Origin of the sequence: Mucilaginibacter sp. SJ (assembly GCF_028993635.1) — a bacterium.
In the GTDB taxonomy this organism is placed as follows: domain Bacteria; phylum Bacteroidota; class Bacteroidia; order Sphingobacteriales; family Sphingobacteriaceae; genus Mucilaginibacter.
Genome location: NZ_CP118631.1, coordinates 4084640 through 4100458, shown reverse-complemented (window position 1 = coordinate 4100458; position 15819 = coordinate 4084640). Strand labels below are relative to the sequence as shown.

The following is a 15819-nucleotide window of genomic DNA, read 5'->3' as shown; positions in this document are numbered from 1 at the left end:
AACAGTAAGACTATGCGTTGAGCCTTTTTGTGACGGATGTTTATGCACTTTTATAATATTTAATATCTGCATCGCCCCACAAATCTTCCACTCCATAAAACTCACGTTTATCGGTCCTGAACACGTGGATCACAACATCCACATAATCAAGCAGTATCCACTCGCCATGCTCAATTCCCTCTTTGCGCCAGGGCTCGGCTTGGGTGGCTTTGAAAATTTCATCCTCAATGCTATTTGCTATAGCTTTTACCTGTGTCGACGAATCAGCATGACAGATCACGAAATAATCTGCTACTGAACTGAATATATTACGAAGGTCTAACCTGATAATATCGTTGCCTTTTTTTTCCTGGATACCATGTATTGCCAGCTCTGAAATATAGGCAGATTCACTTAACACTTTGTTTTTTACCATCAAAAAGAATTAGTTTTGAACGTTTTTGAGTATAAAATTATTACACTTTGCAAAATAACATATTTTCAGGATTATTTGTTGGTCAAAATTTAGTAACAATTAAACAAGTTGACTCAACAAATAGTTTTCTTAAAAATCTACTGTCAAATTCCAAGCCAGTACCCGAAGGTACGGTCATTATGGCAGAAGAGCAGTACGCCGGCCGGGGCCAGCAGCAAAATACCTGGCATAGCGAACCCGGAAAAAACCTTACTTTCAGCCTTTTATTAAAACCCCATTTTTTACCCGTTGATGCCCAGTTTGACCTTAACCGCGCGGTAAGTTTAGGTGTGCATGATGCCTTGCAACTCATTTTAGGCGATAGGCTAAAAATAAAATGGCCTAATGATATTTATTATGCCGACAGGAAACTTGGCGGGATACTCATTGAAAATACTATACAGAGCGGGCTGCTCAAAGACTCGGTTATTGGCATTGGTTTAAATATAAACCAGGAAAATTTTCCGCCCGGCGCCTCAAATGCCACCTCTGTCAAACAAATCTTACAAAAGGATTATGATTTAACACGGTTATTATCTGAAATTTGCAAACACATTGAAGTGTACTACCTGAAACTAAAGGCCGGTCAAATTGATTTTGTAAGAGATACTTACTTAAACCGGCTGTACTGGTTAAACGAGGTCAAACGCTTTGAGTCAAACAACAGGGTTTTCGACGGTAGTGTAAAAAATGTACTGCCTAATGGCTTGCTGGTTATTGAAGATACTAACGGACAGCAATTAGAGTTTAACCTTAAAGAATTGAAATTTTTAAATAAATAATAAAGTAAAGCACAAATGAAGAAACTATTGGTATTGGTAACCGCGCTTATCATCAGCGTTGGCGCTTACGCTCAGATCGAATCGCCGGTGAGGTGGTCATACGCGGCAAAAAAGGTAAATGACAAAGAAGCAGTAGTATTTTTAAAAGCAACAATACAAAGCGGCTGGCACATTTACTCACAAACCGTAAAAGATGGCGGCCCCATCAAAACTTCATTTGACTTTACCCCATCAAAATTATATGCTGCTGTTGGTAAAACTACCGAGCCTACCCCTGTAACCAAGTATGAAAAAGCATTCAGCATGAATGTTAGCTACTTTGAAAAGGAAGTTGTTTTTAGCCAAAAAATAAGTTTAAAATCGCCCAAAGCCACAGCAGTTACAGGGAAACTTACCTATATGACCTGTAACGATATGAAATGCCTGCCTCCCGAAGATGTTGATTTCACCATCCCTTTAGGTAAATAATTCAGCACACCTTAACAGTAGTCATGAAGTTATTAAATAAAGGTGCTTACCTGCGCGCCGGGCTTATCACATTAATTACCCTGATTGTCCTTAATATAGCCGGTGCAAATCCGGCTCATGCTGTGCAAAAAAAAGCGGCCGATACTTCGGTATCCGCTGCTGATGTTACATTTACAAATATCCCCACCGCTGCCGACAGCATAGCCATCAGGAAAAAGCAAGCTGATTCCGTAAAAAAGGCAGAAGCCACTAAAGTATCAAAGACACCCGTTGCCGCATCAAAAACAGCAGAAAAGCCAAAATCACTTTGGCAAATCTTTATTGAGGGATTACTTGGCGGTTTCACCGCGGTAATTTTGCCATGTATTTATCCTTTACTGCCCTTAACCGTAAGCTTTTTCACCAAAAAAAGCGGCAGCAAAAGCAAGGCTGTCATGCAGTCGCTTATCTACGGCATATCAATTATCGTAATTTACGTTACGTTAGGCTTACTGATCTCTATTATTTTTGGCTCGGATGCACTTAATGAACTGGCAACGAACGGCATATTTAATATTTTCTTCTTTTTGCTGCTCATTGTATTTGGCATTTCCTTTTTGGGCGCGTTTGAAATCACACTACCAAGTTCGCTGGCCAATAAACTGGATGCAAATTCGGATAAAGGTGGTCTTGCCGGTATATTTTTCATGGCAGCAACGCTGGTTGTTGTTTCGTTCTCCTGCACAGGCCCTATCATAGGTACACTGCTTGTTGATGCGGCTTCAAAAGGCGACAGGCTCGGCCCGGCAATGGGTATGTTTGGCTTTTCATTAGCATTGGCTTTGCCATTTACCATATTTGCCTTATTCCCTTCGGCACTTAAAACACTTCCAAAATCAGGCGGATGGCTTAACAGCGTTAAAGTTGTATTGGGATTCCTTGAGTTGGCATTTGCGTTGAAATTTTTATCAAATGTTGACCTGGCCTACCATTGGAACTGGTTTGACCGCGAGATATTTTTATCATTATGGATAGCCATTGGCCTGATGATCGGGCTTTACCTGATTGGCAAAATCAAATTCTCGCATGATAGTGATGTAAAGTTCCTCACTATACCCCGTACCTTCCTGGCCATTATTGTGTTTGCTTTTGTTATTTACATGATCCCGGGATTGTGGGGGGCGCCTTTGAAATCGATAAGCGCCTTTTTACCTCCCGAGGCTACACAGGATTTCAACTTGTCAAGCATTCCGGATGGCTCGGGTTCGGGTTCAGCTTCAGCAAACCCGTCGGCCGCTATACCTGCAAGCATTGGCGAACGCAAGTATGCTGCAAACTACACCCGTATTAAAACTAAGGGGCTGGATGCCTGGTATGATTATGACCAGGCGCTACAGGTTTCAAAAGCCCTGCATAAACCGATATTGATTGACTTTACAGGCTTTAACTGTGTAAACTGCCGAAAAATGGAAGCCAATGTATGGTCGGACCCGCAAGTGTTTAGCCGCTTGAAAAATGATTTTATATTGCTGCAGCTGGTTGTTGACGACAAAGCCGAATTACCTGCTGCCGAACAGTTTGTATCGGATTACAGTGGTAAAAAGATTACAACGCTTGGCGGTAAATGGAGCAACCTGGAAGCACAGCGCTTCAACTCCAATTCGCAGCCGTTATATGTTATGCTTGATAGTGATGGCAACTTGCTTAAAGATGCGTCGGGCGCCGAGATCCCTACATCGCCTGCAAATTATGACATAGCCAGCTACCTTAAATTTTTAGACAGTGGCATAGCTGCTTACAAAAAATAGAGATCGGGTTAAAAAAATAAGTGTAAATTCGCGCAAAATTCAAATTCCGCGTTTTATTGGTTAGGCGCGGTGTTTGAATAATGAACAATATTTACAACCCTAATTAGTTATGAATAGGTTAGCCCGTTCATAATCAAAACAAAAAAATGACTCAGATCAAAAATATCGGCGTTTTTACTTCAGGTGGCGATGCACCGGGAATGAATGCTGCCATAAGGGCGGTGGTACGTGCCGCCATGTATTACGGAATTGAAGTCACGGGGATCCGCCGTGGTTACGACGGCATGGGCAAAGGTGATTTTTTTACCATGAACCGTAAATCCGTTTCAAACATCATCCAGCGTGGTGGCACAATCCTTAAAACTGCAAGGTGTGATGAGTTCAGAACACCCGAAGGTCGTAAGGCAGCATATGAGCACCTGGTAAAAAATAAAGTTGACGCATTGGTAGCCATTGGCGGCGATGGTACTTTTACCGGCGCTAAAGTTTTTGGCAGCGAGTATGATATTCCGGTGGTTGGCTTACCAGGTACAATTGACAATGACCTTGTAGGTACCGATTTTACCATTGGTTACGATACAGCCATTAACACCGTTGTTGACGCTGTTGACAAGATCAGGGATACTGCAGAATCGCACGACCGTTTATTTATTGTTGAAGTAATGGGCCGCGACTCGGGCCTTATCGCTTTACGTACAGGTATTGCTACCGGTGCCGAGGCCATCCTGATCCCCGAAAGCAAAACCGGGCTCGAAGGTTTGTTAAACCGCCTTGAATTTGGCCGTAAAGATAAAACATCGCGTATAGTAATTGTTGCCGAAGGTGAAGATGCGGGGGGCGCGTTTGAAGTGGGCAGGTTAGTGCAGGAAAAGTTCCCTAATTATGATACCCGGATCTCTATTTTAGGTCACATACAACGCGGCGGTGCACCAAGCTGTATGGACAGGGTATTGGCAAGCCGTGTTGGCGCTGCCGCAGTTGAAGCTTTGAGAGACGGGCACCGCAACGAAATGATAGGCCTCATCAATGGTGAAATTGCTTATACGCCGTTTGAGCATGCTATTAAACATCACCAGGGTATTGATCCAAACATGATCAAACTGGTTGAAATGCTCTCTATGTAATTTAAACTAAAACGATAATAAAAACAGCCCCGCCTTAATCAAGCCGGGGCTGTTTTATTTGGCAATGGTGCTGTCAACAACAAGCCTTATCGCGGTGTCAATTTCGGCACTCACGGTAAACAGGTGCGCTATGATCTCCTTATTTTCGGGGTTAAAGAAATCTTCATGGTCCATTAAGCTGATAAGCCCCAGCATGCTTGCAACCGGCCGGCGTAGTTCATGTGAGCTTAAAGAAGCTATGTTTTTTAAGCGTTGATTTTGGCCTATAAGCTCCTTTTGTATTTTGAGCCTATCGGTGATATTATGGCCAAAACACCCTGCACCTATAACATCGCCGGCAGTGGTATAAATGGGGTTAAAACTAACTTCGAAGTATAAACGCTGCCCATTTATCGGGTCGATACTTTCGCTGACAATAGAATAGCGCTCGCCGTTTAAAGCACGGTTATAATAAACGGTCCACTCATCAATAATTTGGCTGCTAAATCCCTCATGCTTATAAGAGTATTGCCCTTCATATGGCCTTACACCTGTTAAATGGGTTATCTGTTCAACATAGGCCTGGTTCATATACATATATCGCAGCTCAGTGTCAATTGCCCAGATATGGTCCCGGGTATTATTGATCAATGCTTCAAGGGTGTCTTTTATTTGCAAAGCTTCTTCGCGCATTTGCATTTGCAGGGTAATGTCCCTTCCTATGCCCTGTATTTCTACAACGGCTCCGCTATCATCGGTCATAGATACAAATTCCCATTCGGTATCATAAAGACTGCCATCCTTAGCGTTTTTTTTATGAACAAGCCTGTTGATCTTGCCGGGATTATTAATGCAGTTCATAAAGACTTCTTCGCACAGCCGTGCATGCTGCGGAATAGTTGTTTTTGAAAAATGATGACCTATTATATCGCCCTCATCATAACCAAAGGTTTTAAAAAACCGGCGGTTAGCAAAGCTAAATCTACCATTGATATCTATCCTTACCAGGAAATTGGTTTGCGAATCAATAAGCGAGTTGAGGAACTGTTCGTTCATCCCCGGCTTACTGAACGGGATCGGAGTACGAACACCATCGAGGGCAGAGGTTATATTACTTAAGATGATTTTATGGCCGGTAAGGCCATCAGTGGCAAGCGTCCGTTTTTCGGTCAGCTGCTTTTGGCGGGCCTCCAGGTAATAAGTCATTTGGATTGACTCGTTCATAGCAAGCCCTTCAGTAAGTTGCTTTACACCGGCAAAAGTTTCAGGTTTTACCAACCCAATCAAAAAATCAACATTTTGACGAAGGTGATCAGCGCTTACTTCAAAAAGATTGTAAAAGCTTTCACTTACAAACAGGTATTTCTGTTCATCGATATCAAAAACAATTGTACAATTTCCGGTTGCAGCCGGGTTGGGGTTAAACATATAAACAAGCTGTGAATACTTAAAGATATGGCTATTTATATGATAAACAAACAACTACAATAATTTCGTTGCAACTTCCTTCCAGGCGTTTACCCGCTCATAGTCGGTAAGCAGCATGTTATGCGGTGAGGTATAAAGGATTTTTCGGCCATTAAACGTGGCGAAGTTTTTGATCCGGTCATCGATCATGATATCCACGTCCAGAATCTTGTGCCCGCAAAAAATAATGTTTGTCCACGAAATAAATGGAAAATGTTCTTCCAGCCATTCCTGCTTATCCTCCAGCGAGTACTTGAACTCCATGGCGGCCGATGCTATGTACACATCGTACTTTTCGTGCAGGGCTTTCACTACTTCCTGTGCATCCGGCATTACCGGGATATCCCTGAAAAAACCCCGTTCATTAATATAAACCCGTAAGGTTTCGCTCAAGTGCGGCGGCAGGATCTCCCTAAACTCCTTACCTTCCATATTGCCCAGGCTTATTTCTTCACCATGCCTTTCTTTATACATGCTGATGAATTTGCCAATGGTATCGGCAATAACTTCATCCATATCAATAGCTATCCGTATTTTTCTGTTGATGCTCATGACGGGTAAGTTCCGATTTTTTTAAATTATTGCCATGTTAAGTTTTAAAAAACAGCTAAATAAATCAAATCATGTCCTACAAAAACAGCTATTCACCAGCCAACCTAATCAACCACTCATCTCAACTATAAATAATTAATTATCAACCATTTTTAATTATAATAAAAATTAATACCTTTGCATCCCCGCAGAAAGAACTCCGGGGATAATGTTGAATACATAAAAATTTACAATGGCAACTAAGATCAGACTACAAAGACACGGTAAAAAAGGCAAACCTTTTTATTATATCGTAGTAGCAGACTCACGCGCTCCACGTGATGGACGCTTCATTGAGCGTTTAGGTTCATACAACCCAAACACCAACCCAGCAACTATTGACATCAATTTCGACAAAACTTTAGATTGGGTTAACAACGGTGCCCAACCTACCGATACTTGTCGTGCTATCCTTTCATACAAAGGTGTGCTGTACAAAAAACACTTACAAGGCGGTGTTAAAAAAGGTGCTTTAACCGAAGAGCAACTTGAAACCAAATTTGCTGAATGGCTTGACCAGAAAGAAGGCAAAATCACCGGCAAAAAAACCAGCCTTAATGTTGCTAAAGACGAAGCCCGCAAAGCCGCTTTAGCTGCTGAAGCTAAAAAGAGCGAAGAAAAAGCTGCTGCTATTGCCGCTAAAAACGCTCCTGCTGCCGAAGAAGAAGCTCCTGCAGAAGATGCAGCACCAGAAGCTGAAGCTGAAAGCGCAGAATAATTTTGAAGAGAGCGTACAGAACGCAGGAAAAACATTTTATCTTGAATCTATACGTTTGATTTCTTAAATCCGAATAATGGCGAGGCAAACAGCTTCGCCATTATTGTTTAATTATATTTTTAAATGAAAACCGAAGAGCATTTCAGGATAGGCAGCGTACTAAAAACCAAAGGCTTAAAAGGCGAATTACAGATCTATGTTGATTTTGATGGCATTGAAGCCATTAAATTTAATGTGGTGTTTATTGATATTGCAGGGAAAATGATCCCTTATTTTGTATCATCCATTAAATACCTGCAAAAAAACAACGCTTACCTTAACCTGGAAGATGTGAACACCATCGAAAAAGCATCCACCCTGGTAAAGCGGGATATCTACCTGCCAGGTAAGCTAAAACCTAAAAAGAAAAAGAGCGAATTTACCCTGAATGACGTGGAAGGCTTTATCGCTATAGATGAAACCCACGGTGAACTGGGCGAAATATTATCGGTGCAGGAATATCCGCAGCAATTGATAGCCACAGTTCAGTACAAAAATAAGGAAGTACTTTTCCCGCTTAACTTGGAGATCATTAAAGGAATTGATGTTGAAGGCGGTGAGATTTACATCCACCTGCCCGAAGGCTTGCTGGATATTTACCTGGAAAGCTAAGTTTGAGAGTAAAGACTTTTAGATTAAAGAAATAAGATCTCCCCATGCCCGTGTCCCCTCATGGGCATTTTTCATTTAACGGAATTTTAAAAAATATTTGTCAAAAATACTTGATATTTGTAAAGTTTATTTTACTTTTGGTAAGCCAAACTTTACAATTATGAAATCACGTTTTCTATTTCCCCACTGGTTCAGGTATTTGGGGCTTGCACTTTTCCTGATCCATATCCCCATAGTGATCTTTAAAAAAGAAATGGGGTTCCGCATGCATGGCGAACCGGTAAGCGACGACCTGTTTAACAGTCATCACATCTTTTTCATGACTACTACACTGCTCATGGCCATAGGATTATTTTTTATTGCATTTGCCAAAGAACGGATAGAAGACGAACAGATTTTTAAACTCAGGCTTGATTCATTGCAGTGGGCCATTTATGTAAATTATATACTTTTGGTGGTGAGTTTAATATTAAGTAAAGACACCGAACATATTTTGTTTTTAAATTTATTGGTACCGCTTGTGTTTTTCATTGTGCGTTTCAGGTGGAAAATTTTCCAGATCAACCGCCTCATCAATAAGGAAGAGGGGCAGGCATGAGAAATAACATCAGGGTTGAGCGGGCCATTAAAAACATAACCCAGGCCGAGCTTGCAGAGCTTATCGGGGTGTCGCGGCAAACCATCAATACCATCGAAAGCAACAGGTACGTGCCATCTACCGTGCTGGCCCTAAAAATAGCCCGCGTATTTGGCAAACCTGTTGAGGATATTTTTTCGTTAGACGACGAGGATTAATCAAACCAATATAACCATGGCAACAAAACCAACTTTTGCGCCGCAGTTAGCCATTCCGCATGGTATAACCGATATCAGCTTTTACATTAAAGCATTAGGTGCAGTTGAACTCAGGCGTTTCAGTAATGATGACGGCAGCATCCATGTATCCGAACTATCGATAGATGGTACCATCTTCCACCTGCACGAAGAAACCGAACGAACGGCTGTACTTTGCCCCGATACCGCAAAGGCTACCAGTGTTACCATCGGTCTTTTTGTTGATGACGTACATGCGGTGATGGAAGCTGCGAAACAAGCCGGTGCAAAGATAGCTTCTGAAGTAACGGACTGGGACTATGGTTACCGCCAGGGTGACTTTATTGACCCTTTCGGGCATCGGTGGATGATTGAGAAGGTAATTTGATTCAAGGTATATTTGTCCTGAACGTAGTGAAGGACCTTCTTCGCCGGGCTTAGCGGCTATACAGGGCTAAGAAGATGCTTCGTGCATACCCATGACAACTTAAAATGGGTGTCATACTGAGCCTGTCGAAGTATGGCGGGCAGGCCTCTCCGCGCGAGTCTTCGACAGGCTCAGACTGACAGGCCCTCTTTTGTCATTTCACCCTTAGCATAACAAACGTCATAAAACTTTAACCCAATAGCCCCATGGCAAAGCAACCCACCTACGGCAACGGTAAAATATGCTATATAGAGATTCCAGCTACTGATATCAGCATATCCTCAAAGTTTTTTCAGGCAGTTTTCGGCTGGCATATTCGCACCGACAATCATGGCTTTGCCTCGTTTGACGACGGTGTGGGCGAAGTAAGCGGCATGTGGGTAACCGGCCGTGAACCGATGGGTAAGGCAGGCTTGCTGATCTCTGTTATGGTTGATGATGCAGAAGCAACGCTCAATCTGGTAGAAGCGAATGGCGGTATCGTAACCCAACCGATAGGTAAAGATTTTCCGGAGATCACCGCGCATTTCACGGATCCCGCCGGGAATTTATGGGGGATCTATCAGCATAGAGGATAGCTCACAGAAACAAGATTGCAAGACTCAGGAATCAAGACAATTTCGGGGACAGCACATTTTTCAGTAATCTTGCATCCTGATTCTTTTATCCTGAGTCTGAAGAAAGTATGCGTTTCGATATCGTCTCTGTTTTACCCGGTTTGCTTGAAAGTCCTTTTGCACATTCTATTCTACAGCGTGCACAGAAAAAGGGAATTTCTGAAATTGTTGTTCATAACCTGCGGGACTATGCCACTAATAAGCAAAAAAGCGTGGATGATTACCCTTACGGAGGCGGCAGCGGCATGGTGATGACCATCCCTCCGTTTGCGGCTTGTATTGAGAAATTAAAATCAGAGCGTGATTATGACGAGATCATCTTCATGTCGCCCGATGGCGAAACCCTCAATCAGGCTATCGCTAACCAGCTTTCCATCAAAAAAAATATCATTATCCTTTGCGGTCATTACAAAGGTATCGATCAGCGGATCCGCGACATTTACGTTACCCGCGAGATCTCGATAGGCGATTATGTACTTTCGGGCGGCGAACTGCCCGCAGCCGTACTGGTTGATGCCGTAGTGAGGCTCATCCCCGGCGTATTAAGCGATGAAACATCCGCGCTGTCTGATTCGTTCCAGGACGACCTGCTGGATGCCCCTGTTTATACCCGCCCGGCCGACTGGAACGGGCACAAGGTCCCCGAGATCCTTTTAGGAGGCAACACACCCGAAATAGAAAAATGGCGCCACGAGCAGGCGTTAGAGCGTACAAAAGCACGACGGCCGGATCTTTTGGATAAAGATTAAGCAGCCGTTTCTTTAAACTTAAGGCTCATTTTTGGAAGTTTATCAATAGTACAGGCTATCCAAAAAAGCAGTATCGGCACTACAACATCCAATTGCCTCACGTAAGCACTTGCAAGGCCGCTAAGCAAAAAATAAACCGTAAAAAGCAGCATGGTTAGCTTAACCGGATAGATGATCTTCTTCCGGTTAATTACACTTATCACTAAACATGTAACGGAAGCCCACAAAAGCAAAGACCCTGTAATAATGTTGTTTATTGTTTGAGTAACCTGATAGGTATATGAATAAGGAAAATCAAAAAGCATTCGCGAGATGTTGTAGAAGTAATTTTTTACAAATTTTTTAGGTGCGGATTTAATATTCCTGATTGCCGCTTTTTTAAAAAGTTCATCCTGCTCAACACCTTGATGCGCCATAATAAAAGATATCTCTTTGGCATGATTTGCTTGCAGCAGCGAATCGCCTTCGGTTGATTTAAACGGCATCGGGAGTATTGAGTTAGACAGATAGGGAGCCTTCCAGTCGCCATATTCCAAATCATAAGGCGAACTCATCCAGTACAAACTCATCCCTCCGGAATTTCCCCAGTAAAAAATCTTTCCGGTAAGGTGTTGGGTATAGGAAAGATAGGGCACCGTGGTAAGCAAGGCTATAGCGAAGATATATACCGCATTAATACAAGATATTCTTATCGCCTTTATGATACTTAACAGCAAACAGATAATCAAACAAAGCAATATTACATAACCGAAAATGATTTTGGTTAAGGCCAGGAAACCAATCAGAAAACCTGAAAGTACAAGGTACCTTGTTTTACGTTTCACATAATACAAGGTGATGCTGTATACAATACTTACTATTAAAAATGAAGTAAAAACCTCAGTATAAATAGCGGGTAAAAACGGGTAAAGATTAATATAAAATGCCCATATAATAGCAAATAGCATCGCCAGTTTCTCCTTAACCACATAACGCAGGGCCTGATAAAAAAACACTACCGACAGGTAAAAGAAAAGCGCGTTTAATAAAGGATACCAAATAATTGGCAAATGCAACGCGGCGCAAGGCATGAGTACAACAGGATAACCCGGACCACTCCATAAATTGATATCAGGCGCGGGGGGCGAGTAAAAACCATGAATTAAGTTGGATGCAAAACCAACGTACCTGGGCTCATCACCATATAATACGGGATATTTAAATTTTAATACACGATAAACGTAATAAACAAGGAACGGTGAAAACAGGAAATAGGGGCTTTGCTTTACATTAAAACGCATATGATATGGCATATATCAATGATACCAATTTATAGCCTATGTCCGGATATAATTATTCAAAATTCAACGCTTTGTTAAAACATAGCGGTTATATTAACAATGTTCTTTTCCTTAAATTAGATTGCAACCAAATAATGCTTACTGCATTATAGTGGCGTTGCAGTTATGAACCCTAACCACACCGAAGCCCAGCTTATTGAACAATGCCGAACTAACCCGGCTGCTTTCGGGCAGGTGTTCGATCGTTGGTATAAACCGGTATTCGGCTACATTATGCGTCGCTGTGGGGATTATGACCTGGCAAGGGATATCGCAGCCGAAACTTTCCTAAAAGCTTTTTTGAAGATAGGTTCATTTAAATGGAGGGGGATAGGCCTGTCGCCATGGCTTTACCGCATTGCCACCAATGAACTTAATCAATATTACCGCAGCAGTAAATACAAGCCGGAATCATTACAGCAACTGCTGGAAAACCCGCAGATGGAAAAGCTGCTGCATGACCATGCCGGCAACGAGCGCGAGATAATGGAGCAGGAGCTGAAAGCTTACAATGATTACAACCAGATCCGTCAAAACCTGCGTAAGCTTGATATTAAATACCAGGAGGTTATTTCCTTAAGATATTTTGAACAGAAAACAAATACCGAGATCAGCGAGATCCTGGATAAAAATGAAGGCACGGTAAAATCGTTGCTTTCGCGCGGGCTGGAGAAATTAAGAAACATGCTTTAACCACTGCAACCAAAACCAATTAATGCATTATAAGGGTAATTAACATGAAAGATCAAGACGAATTTTTAAAGCAAATGGAAAATCTAAAAGTACCCGATGTAAATCCATCTCAACACCAGGACATGGTGAAAATGGCCATCATGAACGCCGGGCGTTCGGCGGCCCTGGGTGTATGGCTGGTGATAGTACCCTGTTATTTTTTGATATGTGTATTTATATACTATCAGTTCCACCTAAATGCAAACTGGTTCAGTGCCATGTTCAGCACAATTGTACAGTTGGAGAAAGTGCCCTATATCGATTATATCGGTCCGCTGGTATTGTTTATCCTGCCCATCGTTTGCATAGTTATCAACCTGCTTTCCATTATTCATGTGCAGGTTAAGCAAATCGATCCCGACAGGCGCAAAGTAAAAGAGCTCAATATCAGCATCAGGTTAAAACTGTGGAACATCGTATTGATCCTTATCAGCCTTGCCATTGTGTTCGCGTTCATCAATTTCGCCATGACAGAAAACATATCCATCAAAAATTAATCATCATGAAATTAAACTGGTTTACCCGTAAAGGGATCATCTACCTGCCTGTATCCATTGTTGGCTGGATCATACTAATCATCGCACTTACTTATGCTGTTTTTACGTTTATTGATATCGATAAACGCTCGCATTCGGTTAGTGATACGCTCATTAATTTTGTCTTCAACCTGCTTTTAATCGGGTTGTTGTATACGCTTATCGCTTTCTTTACAGAGAAGAAGCCGGTGCCGGAAGTTATCAAAAAATAAAAAACTGGGTTTACGGCATTACGAAATAGGTGAAACCTCGGAATGCCTTATTAATTTTAATCCCTTGATGCTAATAGCAAGAAAAAGGGCAGGGTAAACAACCATCAGTATTACCAATGAAGGATTGCTAATAAAGTTTGCCAAATGCCCTATTATAAAAAATATGTTGATGACAATCGAGTATTTCCACCCCGATGGATTAGTGACATGATCCGTATTGGTCATCTGCTGATAGTAAATATACTGAGCCATCAGTCCAAACAATAACAAAGCGATAAGAACCCAATCGTAAATGCTTTTAAAATGGCTTAAAACAAGGGCAGTAAATGTAAGTATTGCAACAACACCGGCTAAAAGGGAGGGAATGAAGTTAATAAAAAACAACCATTTGGCAATCTTTGTGGCTTTGGTAACCGGATAAATTGATTGATGCATGAAAAGTCAAATAAATAGTCAAGGTAAAATTTTACTTAAATATTCCAACTATATATGTGTTTTGTAACTTTCAATATTTGAAATACTGATTAAAAATTCAGTTAATACTTGAACAAACCACAAACTGTTGTTAATAAAAAAACTAAATGTGGAAATTTTTAAATTTGGCTTTCATTTATTGAAAATAATCCCTATACTTGCAATCCGATTTTTACGGGCTAAAAATCGCATTAAGAGCTTAAAATCATGGATTTAGTAAAATTTGTTGAAGAGCAATCAGTAGAAAAAAAGCAGCTTCCATCCTTCAAAGCTGGTGATACTGTAAGTGTTCACTATAAAATCAGAGAAGGAAATAAAGAACGCGTTCAGGTTTACCAAGGTGTTGTTATTCAGCGTAACAGCGTTGGTGTAAGCGAAACTTTTACTGTGCGTAAAGTATCAAATGGCATTGGCGTTGAGCGTATCTTCCCTGTTAACTCTCCAAACATCGACAAAATCGAAGTTAACAGTGTTGGTAAAGTTCGTCGTTCTAAATTGTACTACCTGCGTGCCCTTACTGGTAAAGCAGCTCGTATCAAATCAAAACGCGTTTAATTTACCCAGCCGCTTAGCGGTTTATAGAATATAAAAGGCCTTTCTGAAGTAATTTCGGTAAGGCCTTTTGCTATGTGATGGTTTTTGAAAAACCATCCTCTTAATCTATTGATTTTCAAATACGAAGGCAAAGGCAAGCTATCAAAGTAAACTACCGCGGGTTTGTAACCCGCGGTATACCATGGCTTAAGCTTTCAGCTTAAGATGCCATTGAAGCTGAAAGCTTCAATCATGCCGAATCACGGGTTACGCTATCGCTAAACCCGCGACAGTGATCACTATTTCCCTCCCCCCGTTCGTCGAAATGACAATAGTTATATTTAATAGTGAATAAGTTAATACATGAACTTACCGGCATTAAAAAAGGCAGATGAGAGTTTACCCCATCTGCCTTTCTTATATAACGTACGCTAATTATTCGCTGTCCGCTTCTTTAGCCGCATCATCGCCAGCTTTTTTGCGTTTTGGTGCAGATGATTTTTTCTTAGTGGCTTTCTCTGCAGTATCCTCTTCCGTAGCCTGGCCTTCTACGGCCTCAGGATGATCAACCACCAGCGAAGGAGCCGGCGTAATGCTATTCATGGTTGGCGTTTCTTCTACTAAAACAGCCGGATCTACCGGTGCCGCAGGTGGCTCAGGAACAACAATGGCATCGGGTTTCGCAGCTTCTTTTAAAGGCTCCGCGTCAACCAGCTCGGCTAAAATGGTACGACCGCCTTTTACTACATCGCCAATATTTACCAGGATCTTAGTGCCCAGCGGCAGAAAAACATCCACTCTCGAGCCAAACTTAATAAACCCGAACTGCTGGCCCTGCTCAACAATATCCCCTTGTTTAACATACCAAACTATGCGGCGCGCCAATGCACCGGCTATCTGCCTGAACAATACAGTTACCCCTTTGCTGTTTTCAATGGCTATGGTAGTACGCTCATTCTCTGTTGATGACTTAGGATGCCAGGCCACCAGGTATTTACCTTTATGATATTTAAAGTAGCTTACTACGCCCGCAATAGGGTTACGGTTAACATGCACATTAACCGGCGACATGAAAACCGATAATTGAATACGTTTATCTTTTAAAAACTCGGTTTCTTCAGTTTCTTCAATCACTACAACCTTACCATCGGCAGGGCACAGAATAGTATTTTCAGCGGTTTCAATATCGAAGAACGGGCTGCGGAAAAATTGCAGGATGATCAAAAATAAGGCACCCGAAAAAATGTAAACTATCCATTTTAGGGTATGCGCAGTTGGCATGTAAAACTGGATCAGTGCATTTAAAACAAAAATGAACAGGATAGTAATAGCGAGTGAGGTATAGCCTTCTTTATGTATGGTCATTTATTTATAGGTTTTAATAC

At 41.7% G+C, this 15819-nt stretch carries 20 protein-coding genes and 1 pseudogene; 15 read left to right on the top strand and 6 right to left on the bottom strand.

Features of this window, described 5'->3' with window-relative positions; translation table 11 throughout:
* Positions 1-40: 40 nt before the first annotated feature.
* Positions 41-415 (bottom strand): ribosome silencing factor, encoded by a 375-nt coding sequence (gene rsfS / locus MusilaSJ_RS16715; RefSeq protein ID WP_091167167.1) that lies wholly within the window; start codon positions 413-415, stop codon positions 41-43.
* A gap of 47 nt (positions 416-462) precedes the next feature.
* Between rsfS and MusilaSJ_RS16710 the strand changes: the two genes are divergently transcribed.
* The 4 genes from MusilaSJ_RS16710 (at position 463) to pfkA (ending at position 4615) form a co-directional block, all read left to right on the top strand.
* Positions 463-1236, top strand: a complete 774-nt coding sequence (locus MusilaSJ_RS16710; protein WP_274986049.1) for a biotin--[acetyl-CoA-carboxylase] ligase — start codon at positions 463-465, stop codon at positions 1234-1236.
* Positions 1237-1251: 15 nt separating this feature from the next.
* Positions 1252-1704, top strand: coding sequence for a protein-disulfide reductase DsbD domain-containing protein (locus tag MusilaSJ_RS16705; protein ID WP_274986048.1), 453 nt, complete (start codon positions 1252-1254; stop codon positions 1702-1704).
* Positions 1705-1727: 23 nt separating this feature from the next.
* Positions 1728-3491 (top strand): protein-disulfide reductase DsbD family protein, encoded by a 1764-nt coding sequence (locus MusilaSJ_RS16700; RefSeq protein ID WP_274986047.1) that lies wholly within the window; start codon positions 1728-1730, stop codon positions 3489-3491.
* Positions 3492-3637: 146 nt separating this feature from the next.
* Positions 3638-4615 (top strand): 6-phosphofructokinase, encoded by a 978-nt coding sequence (pfkA, locus tag MusilaSJ_RS16695; RefSeq protein WP_090532241.1) that lies wholly within the window; start codon positions 3638-3640, stop codon positions 4613-4615.
* A 54-nt stretch (positions 4616-4669) separates the two neighbouring features.
* Here pfkA and MusilaSJ_RS16690 read toward each other — a convergent pair whose 3' ends face one another.
* Both MusilaSJ_RS16690 and MusilaSJ_RS16685 read right to left on the bottom strand, forming a co-directional pair.
* Complete coding sequence (locus MusilaSJ_RS16690; protein WP_274986046.1) at positions 4670-6022, bottom strand: PAS domain S-box protein; 1353 nt, start codon at positions 6020-6022, stop codon at positions 4670-4672.
* A 54-nt stretch (positions 6023-6076) separates the two neighbouring features.
* Complete coding sequence (locus MusilaSJ_RS16685; protein ID WP_274986045.1) at positions 6077-6613, bottom strand: 5' nucleotidase, NT5C type; 537 nt, start codon at positions 6611-6613, stop codon at positions 6077-6079.
* Positions 6614-6845: 232 nt separating this feature from the next.
* Here MusilaSJ_RS16685 and MusilaSJ_RS16680 point away from each other — a divergent pair, with 232 nt between their 5' ends.
* The 7 genes from MusilaSJ_RS16680 (at position 6846) to trmD (ending at position 10627) form a co-directional block, all read left to right on the top strand.
* Positions 6846-7370 (top strand): 30S ribosomal protein S16, encoded by a 525-nt coding sequence (locus tag MusilaSJ_RS16680; RefSeq protein WP_274986044.1) that lies wholly within the window; start codon positions 6846-6848, stop codon positions 7368-7370.
* Between the two features lie 123 nt (positions 7371-7493).
* Entirely contained in the window at positions 7494-8021 is a 528-nt protein-coding gene (rimM, locus tag MusilaSJ_RS16675) for a ribosome maturation factor RimM (protein WP_274986043.1), read from the top strand.
* Between the two features lie 160 nt (positions 8022-8181).
* Positions 8182-8619 (top strand): hypothetical protein, encoded by a 438-nt coding sequence (locus tag MusilaSJ_RS16670; protein ID WP_274986042.1) that lies wholly within the window; start codon positions 8182-8184, stop codon positions 8617-8619.
* On the top strand, positions 8616-8816 hold the full coding sequence (locus MusilaSJ_RS16665) for a helix-turn-helix transcriptional regulator (protein WP_274986041.1): 201 nt from the start codon (positions 8616-8618) through the stop codon (positions 8814-8816). The genes MusilaSJ_RS16670 and MusilaSJ_RS16665 overlap by 4 nt, the downstream gene beginning before the upstream one ends.
* 16 nt (positions 8817-8832) lie before the next feature.
* Positions 8833-9222: a VOC family protein gene (locus tag MusilaSJ_RS16660; protein WP_274986040.1), complete on the top strand. Its 390-nt coding sequence runs from the start codon at positions 8833-8835 to the stop codon at positions 9220-9222.
* 245 nt (positions 9223-9467) lie between these two features.
* Positions 9468-9839: a VOC family protein gene (locus MusilaSJ_RS16655; protein ID WP_274986039.1), complete on the top strand. Its 372-nt coding sequence runs from the start codon at positions 9468-9470 to the stop codon at positions 9837-9839.
* Positions 9840-9946: 107 nt separating this feature from the next.
* A complete protein-coding gene (gene trmD / locus MusilaSJ_RS16650) occupies positions 9947-10627 on the top strand; it encodes a tRNA (guanosine(37)-N1)-methyltransferase TrmD (protein ID WP_274986038.1) in 681 nt (226 codons plus the stop codon).
* Here the strand turns inward: trmD and MusilaSJ_RS16645 are convergent.
* Positions 10624-11907: an ArnT family glycosyltransferase gene (locus tag MusilaSJ_RS16645; protein ID WP_274986037.1), complete on the bottom strand. Its 1284-nt coding sequence runs from the start codon at positions 11905-11907 to the stop codon at positions 10624-10626. The two genes, trmD and MusilaSJ_RS16645, sit on opposite strands and share 4 nt — an antisense overlap.
* Before the next feature lie 165 nt (positions 11908-12072).
* On the opposite strand from MusilaSJ_RS16645, the gene MusilaSJ_RS16640 reads away from it, so the two are divergent.
* Genes MusilaSJ_RS16640 through MusilaSJ_RS16630 form a run of 3 tightly spaced genes read left to right on the top strand, consistent with a single transcriptional unit; the run spans position 12073 to position 13426 of the window.
* On the top strand, positions 12073-12639 hold the full coding sequence (locus MusilaSJ_RS16640) for an RNA polymerase sigma factor (RefSeq protein ID WP_274986036.1): 567 nt from the start codon (positions 12073-12075) through the stop codon (positions 12637-12639).
* Positions 12640-12683: 44 nt separating this feature from the next.
* Entirely contained in the window at positions 12684-13175 is a 492-nt protein-coding gene (locus MusilaSJ_RS16635; RefSeq protein WP_274986035.1) for a hypothetical protein, read from the top strand.
* 5 nt (positions 13176-13180) lie between these two features.
* Entirely contained in the window at positions 13181-13426 is a 246-nt protein-coding gene (locus MusilaSJ_RS16630; protein ID WP_274986034.1) for a hypothetical protein, read from the top strand.
* Positions 13427-13444: 18 nt separating this feature from the next.
* Here the strand turns inward: MusilaSJ_RS16630 and MusilaSJ_RS16625 are convergent, their stop codons facing one another.
* Positions 13445-13861 (bottom strand): hypothetical protein, encoded by a 417-nt coding sequence (locus MusilaSJ_RS16625; RefSeq protein WP_274986033.1) that lies wholly within the window; start codon positions 13859-13861, stop codon positions 13445-13447.
* 246 nt (positions 13862-14107) lie between these two features.
* Here MusilaSJ_RS16625 and rplS point away from each other — a divergent pair, with 246 nt between their 5' ends.
* Entirely contained in the window at positions 14108-14455 is a 348-nt protein-coding gene (rplS, locus tag MusilaSJ_RS16620) for a 50S ribosomal protein L19 (protein ID WP_090532282.1), read from the top strand.
* Positions 14456-15145: 690 nt separating this feature from the next.
* Here rplS and MusilaSJ_RS16615 read toward each other — a convergent pair.
* Positions 15146-15799: pseudogene (locus tag MusilaSJ_RS16615) on the bottom strand (phosphatidylserine decarboxylase family protein); the annotation flags it as partial.
* Between the last annotated feature and the right edge of the window lie 20 nt (positions 15800-15819).

Bases quoted from the DNA above. Each gene is read 5' to 3' on its own strand.
- rsfS (WP_091167167.1), bottom strand. From the start codon at position 415: ATGGTAAAAAACAAAGTGTTAAGTGAATCTGCCTATATTTCAGAGCTG.
- MusilaSJ_RS16705 (WP_274986048.1), top strand. From the start codon at position 1,252: ATGAAGAAACTATTGGTATTGGTAACCGCGCTTATCATCAGCGTTGGC.
- MusilaSJ_RS16700 (WP_274986047.1), top strand. From the start codon at position 1,728: ATGAAGTTATTAAATAAAGGTGCTTACCTGCGCGCCGGGCTTATCACA.
- pfkA (WP_090532241.1), top strand. From the start codon at position 3,638: ATGACTCAGATCAAAAATATCGGCGTTTTTACTTCAGGTGGCGATGCA.
- MusilaSJ_RS16690 (WP_274986046.1), bottom strand. From the start codon at position 6,022: ATGTTTAACCCCAACCCGGCTGCAACCGGAAATTGTACAATTGTTTTT.
- MusilaSJ_RS16685 (WP_274986045.1), bottom strand. From the start codon at position 6,613: ATGAGCATCAACAGAAAAATACGGATAGCTATTGATATGGATGAAGTT.
- MusilaSJ_RS16680 (WP_274986044.1), top strand. From the start codon at position 6,846: ATGGCAACTAAGATCAGACTACAAAGACACGGTAAAAAAGGCAAACCT.
- rimM (WP_274986043.1), top strand. From the start codon at position 7,494: ATGAAAACCGAAGAGCATTTCAGGATAGGCAGCGTACTAAAAACCAAA.
- MusilaSJ_RS16670 (WP_274986042.1), top strand. From the start codon at position 8,182: ATGAAATCACGTTTTCTATTTCCCCACTGGTTCAGGTATTTGGGGCTT.
- MusilaSJ_RS16665 (WP_274986041.1), top strand. From the start codon at position 8,616: ATGAGAAATAACATCAGGGTTGAGCGGGCCATTAAAAACATAACCCAG.
- MusilaSJ_RS16660 (WP_274986040.1), top strand. From the start codon at position 8,833: ATGGCAACAAAACCAACTTTTGCGCCGCAGTTAGCCATTCCGCATGGT.
- MusilaSJ_RS16655 (WP_274986039.1), top strand. From the start codon at position 9,468: ATGGCAAAGCAACCCACCTACGGCAACGGTAAAATATGCTATATAGAG.
- trmD (WP_274986038.1), top strand. From the start codon at position 9,947: ATGCGTTTCGATATCGTCTCTGTTTTACCCGGTTTGCTTGAAAGTCCT.
- MusilaSJ_RS16645 (WP_274986037.1), bottom strand. From the start codon at position 11,907: ATGCGTTTTAATGTAAAGCAAAGCCCCTATTTCCTGTTTTCACCGTTC.
- MusilaSJ_RS16640 (WP_274986036.1), top strand. From the start codon at position 12,073: ATGAACCCTAACCACACCGAAGCCCAGCTTATTGAACAATGCCGAACT.
- MusilaSJ_RS16635 (WP_274986035.1), top strand. From the start codon at position 12,684: ATGAAAGATCAAGACGAATTTTTAAAGCAAATGGAAAATCTAAAAGTA.
- MusilaSJ_RS16630 (WP_274986034.1), top strand. From the start codon at position 13,181: ATGAAATTAAACTGGTTTACCCGTAAAGGGATCATCTACCTGCCTGTA.
- MusilaSJ_RS16625 (WP_274986033.1), bottom strand. From the start codon at position 13,861: ATGCATCAATCAATTTATCCGGTTACCAAAGCCACAAAGATTGCCAAA.
- rplS (WP_090532282.1), top strand. From the start codon at position 14,108: ATGGATTTAGTAAAATTTGTTGAAGAGCAATCAGTAGAAAAAAAGCAG.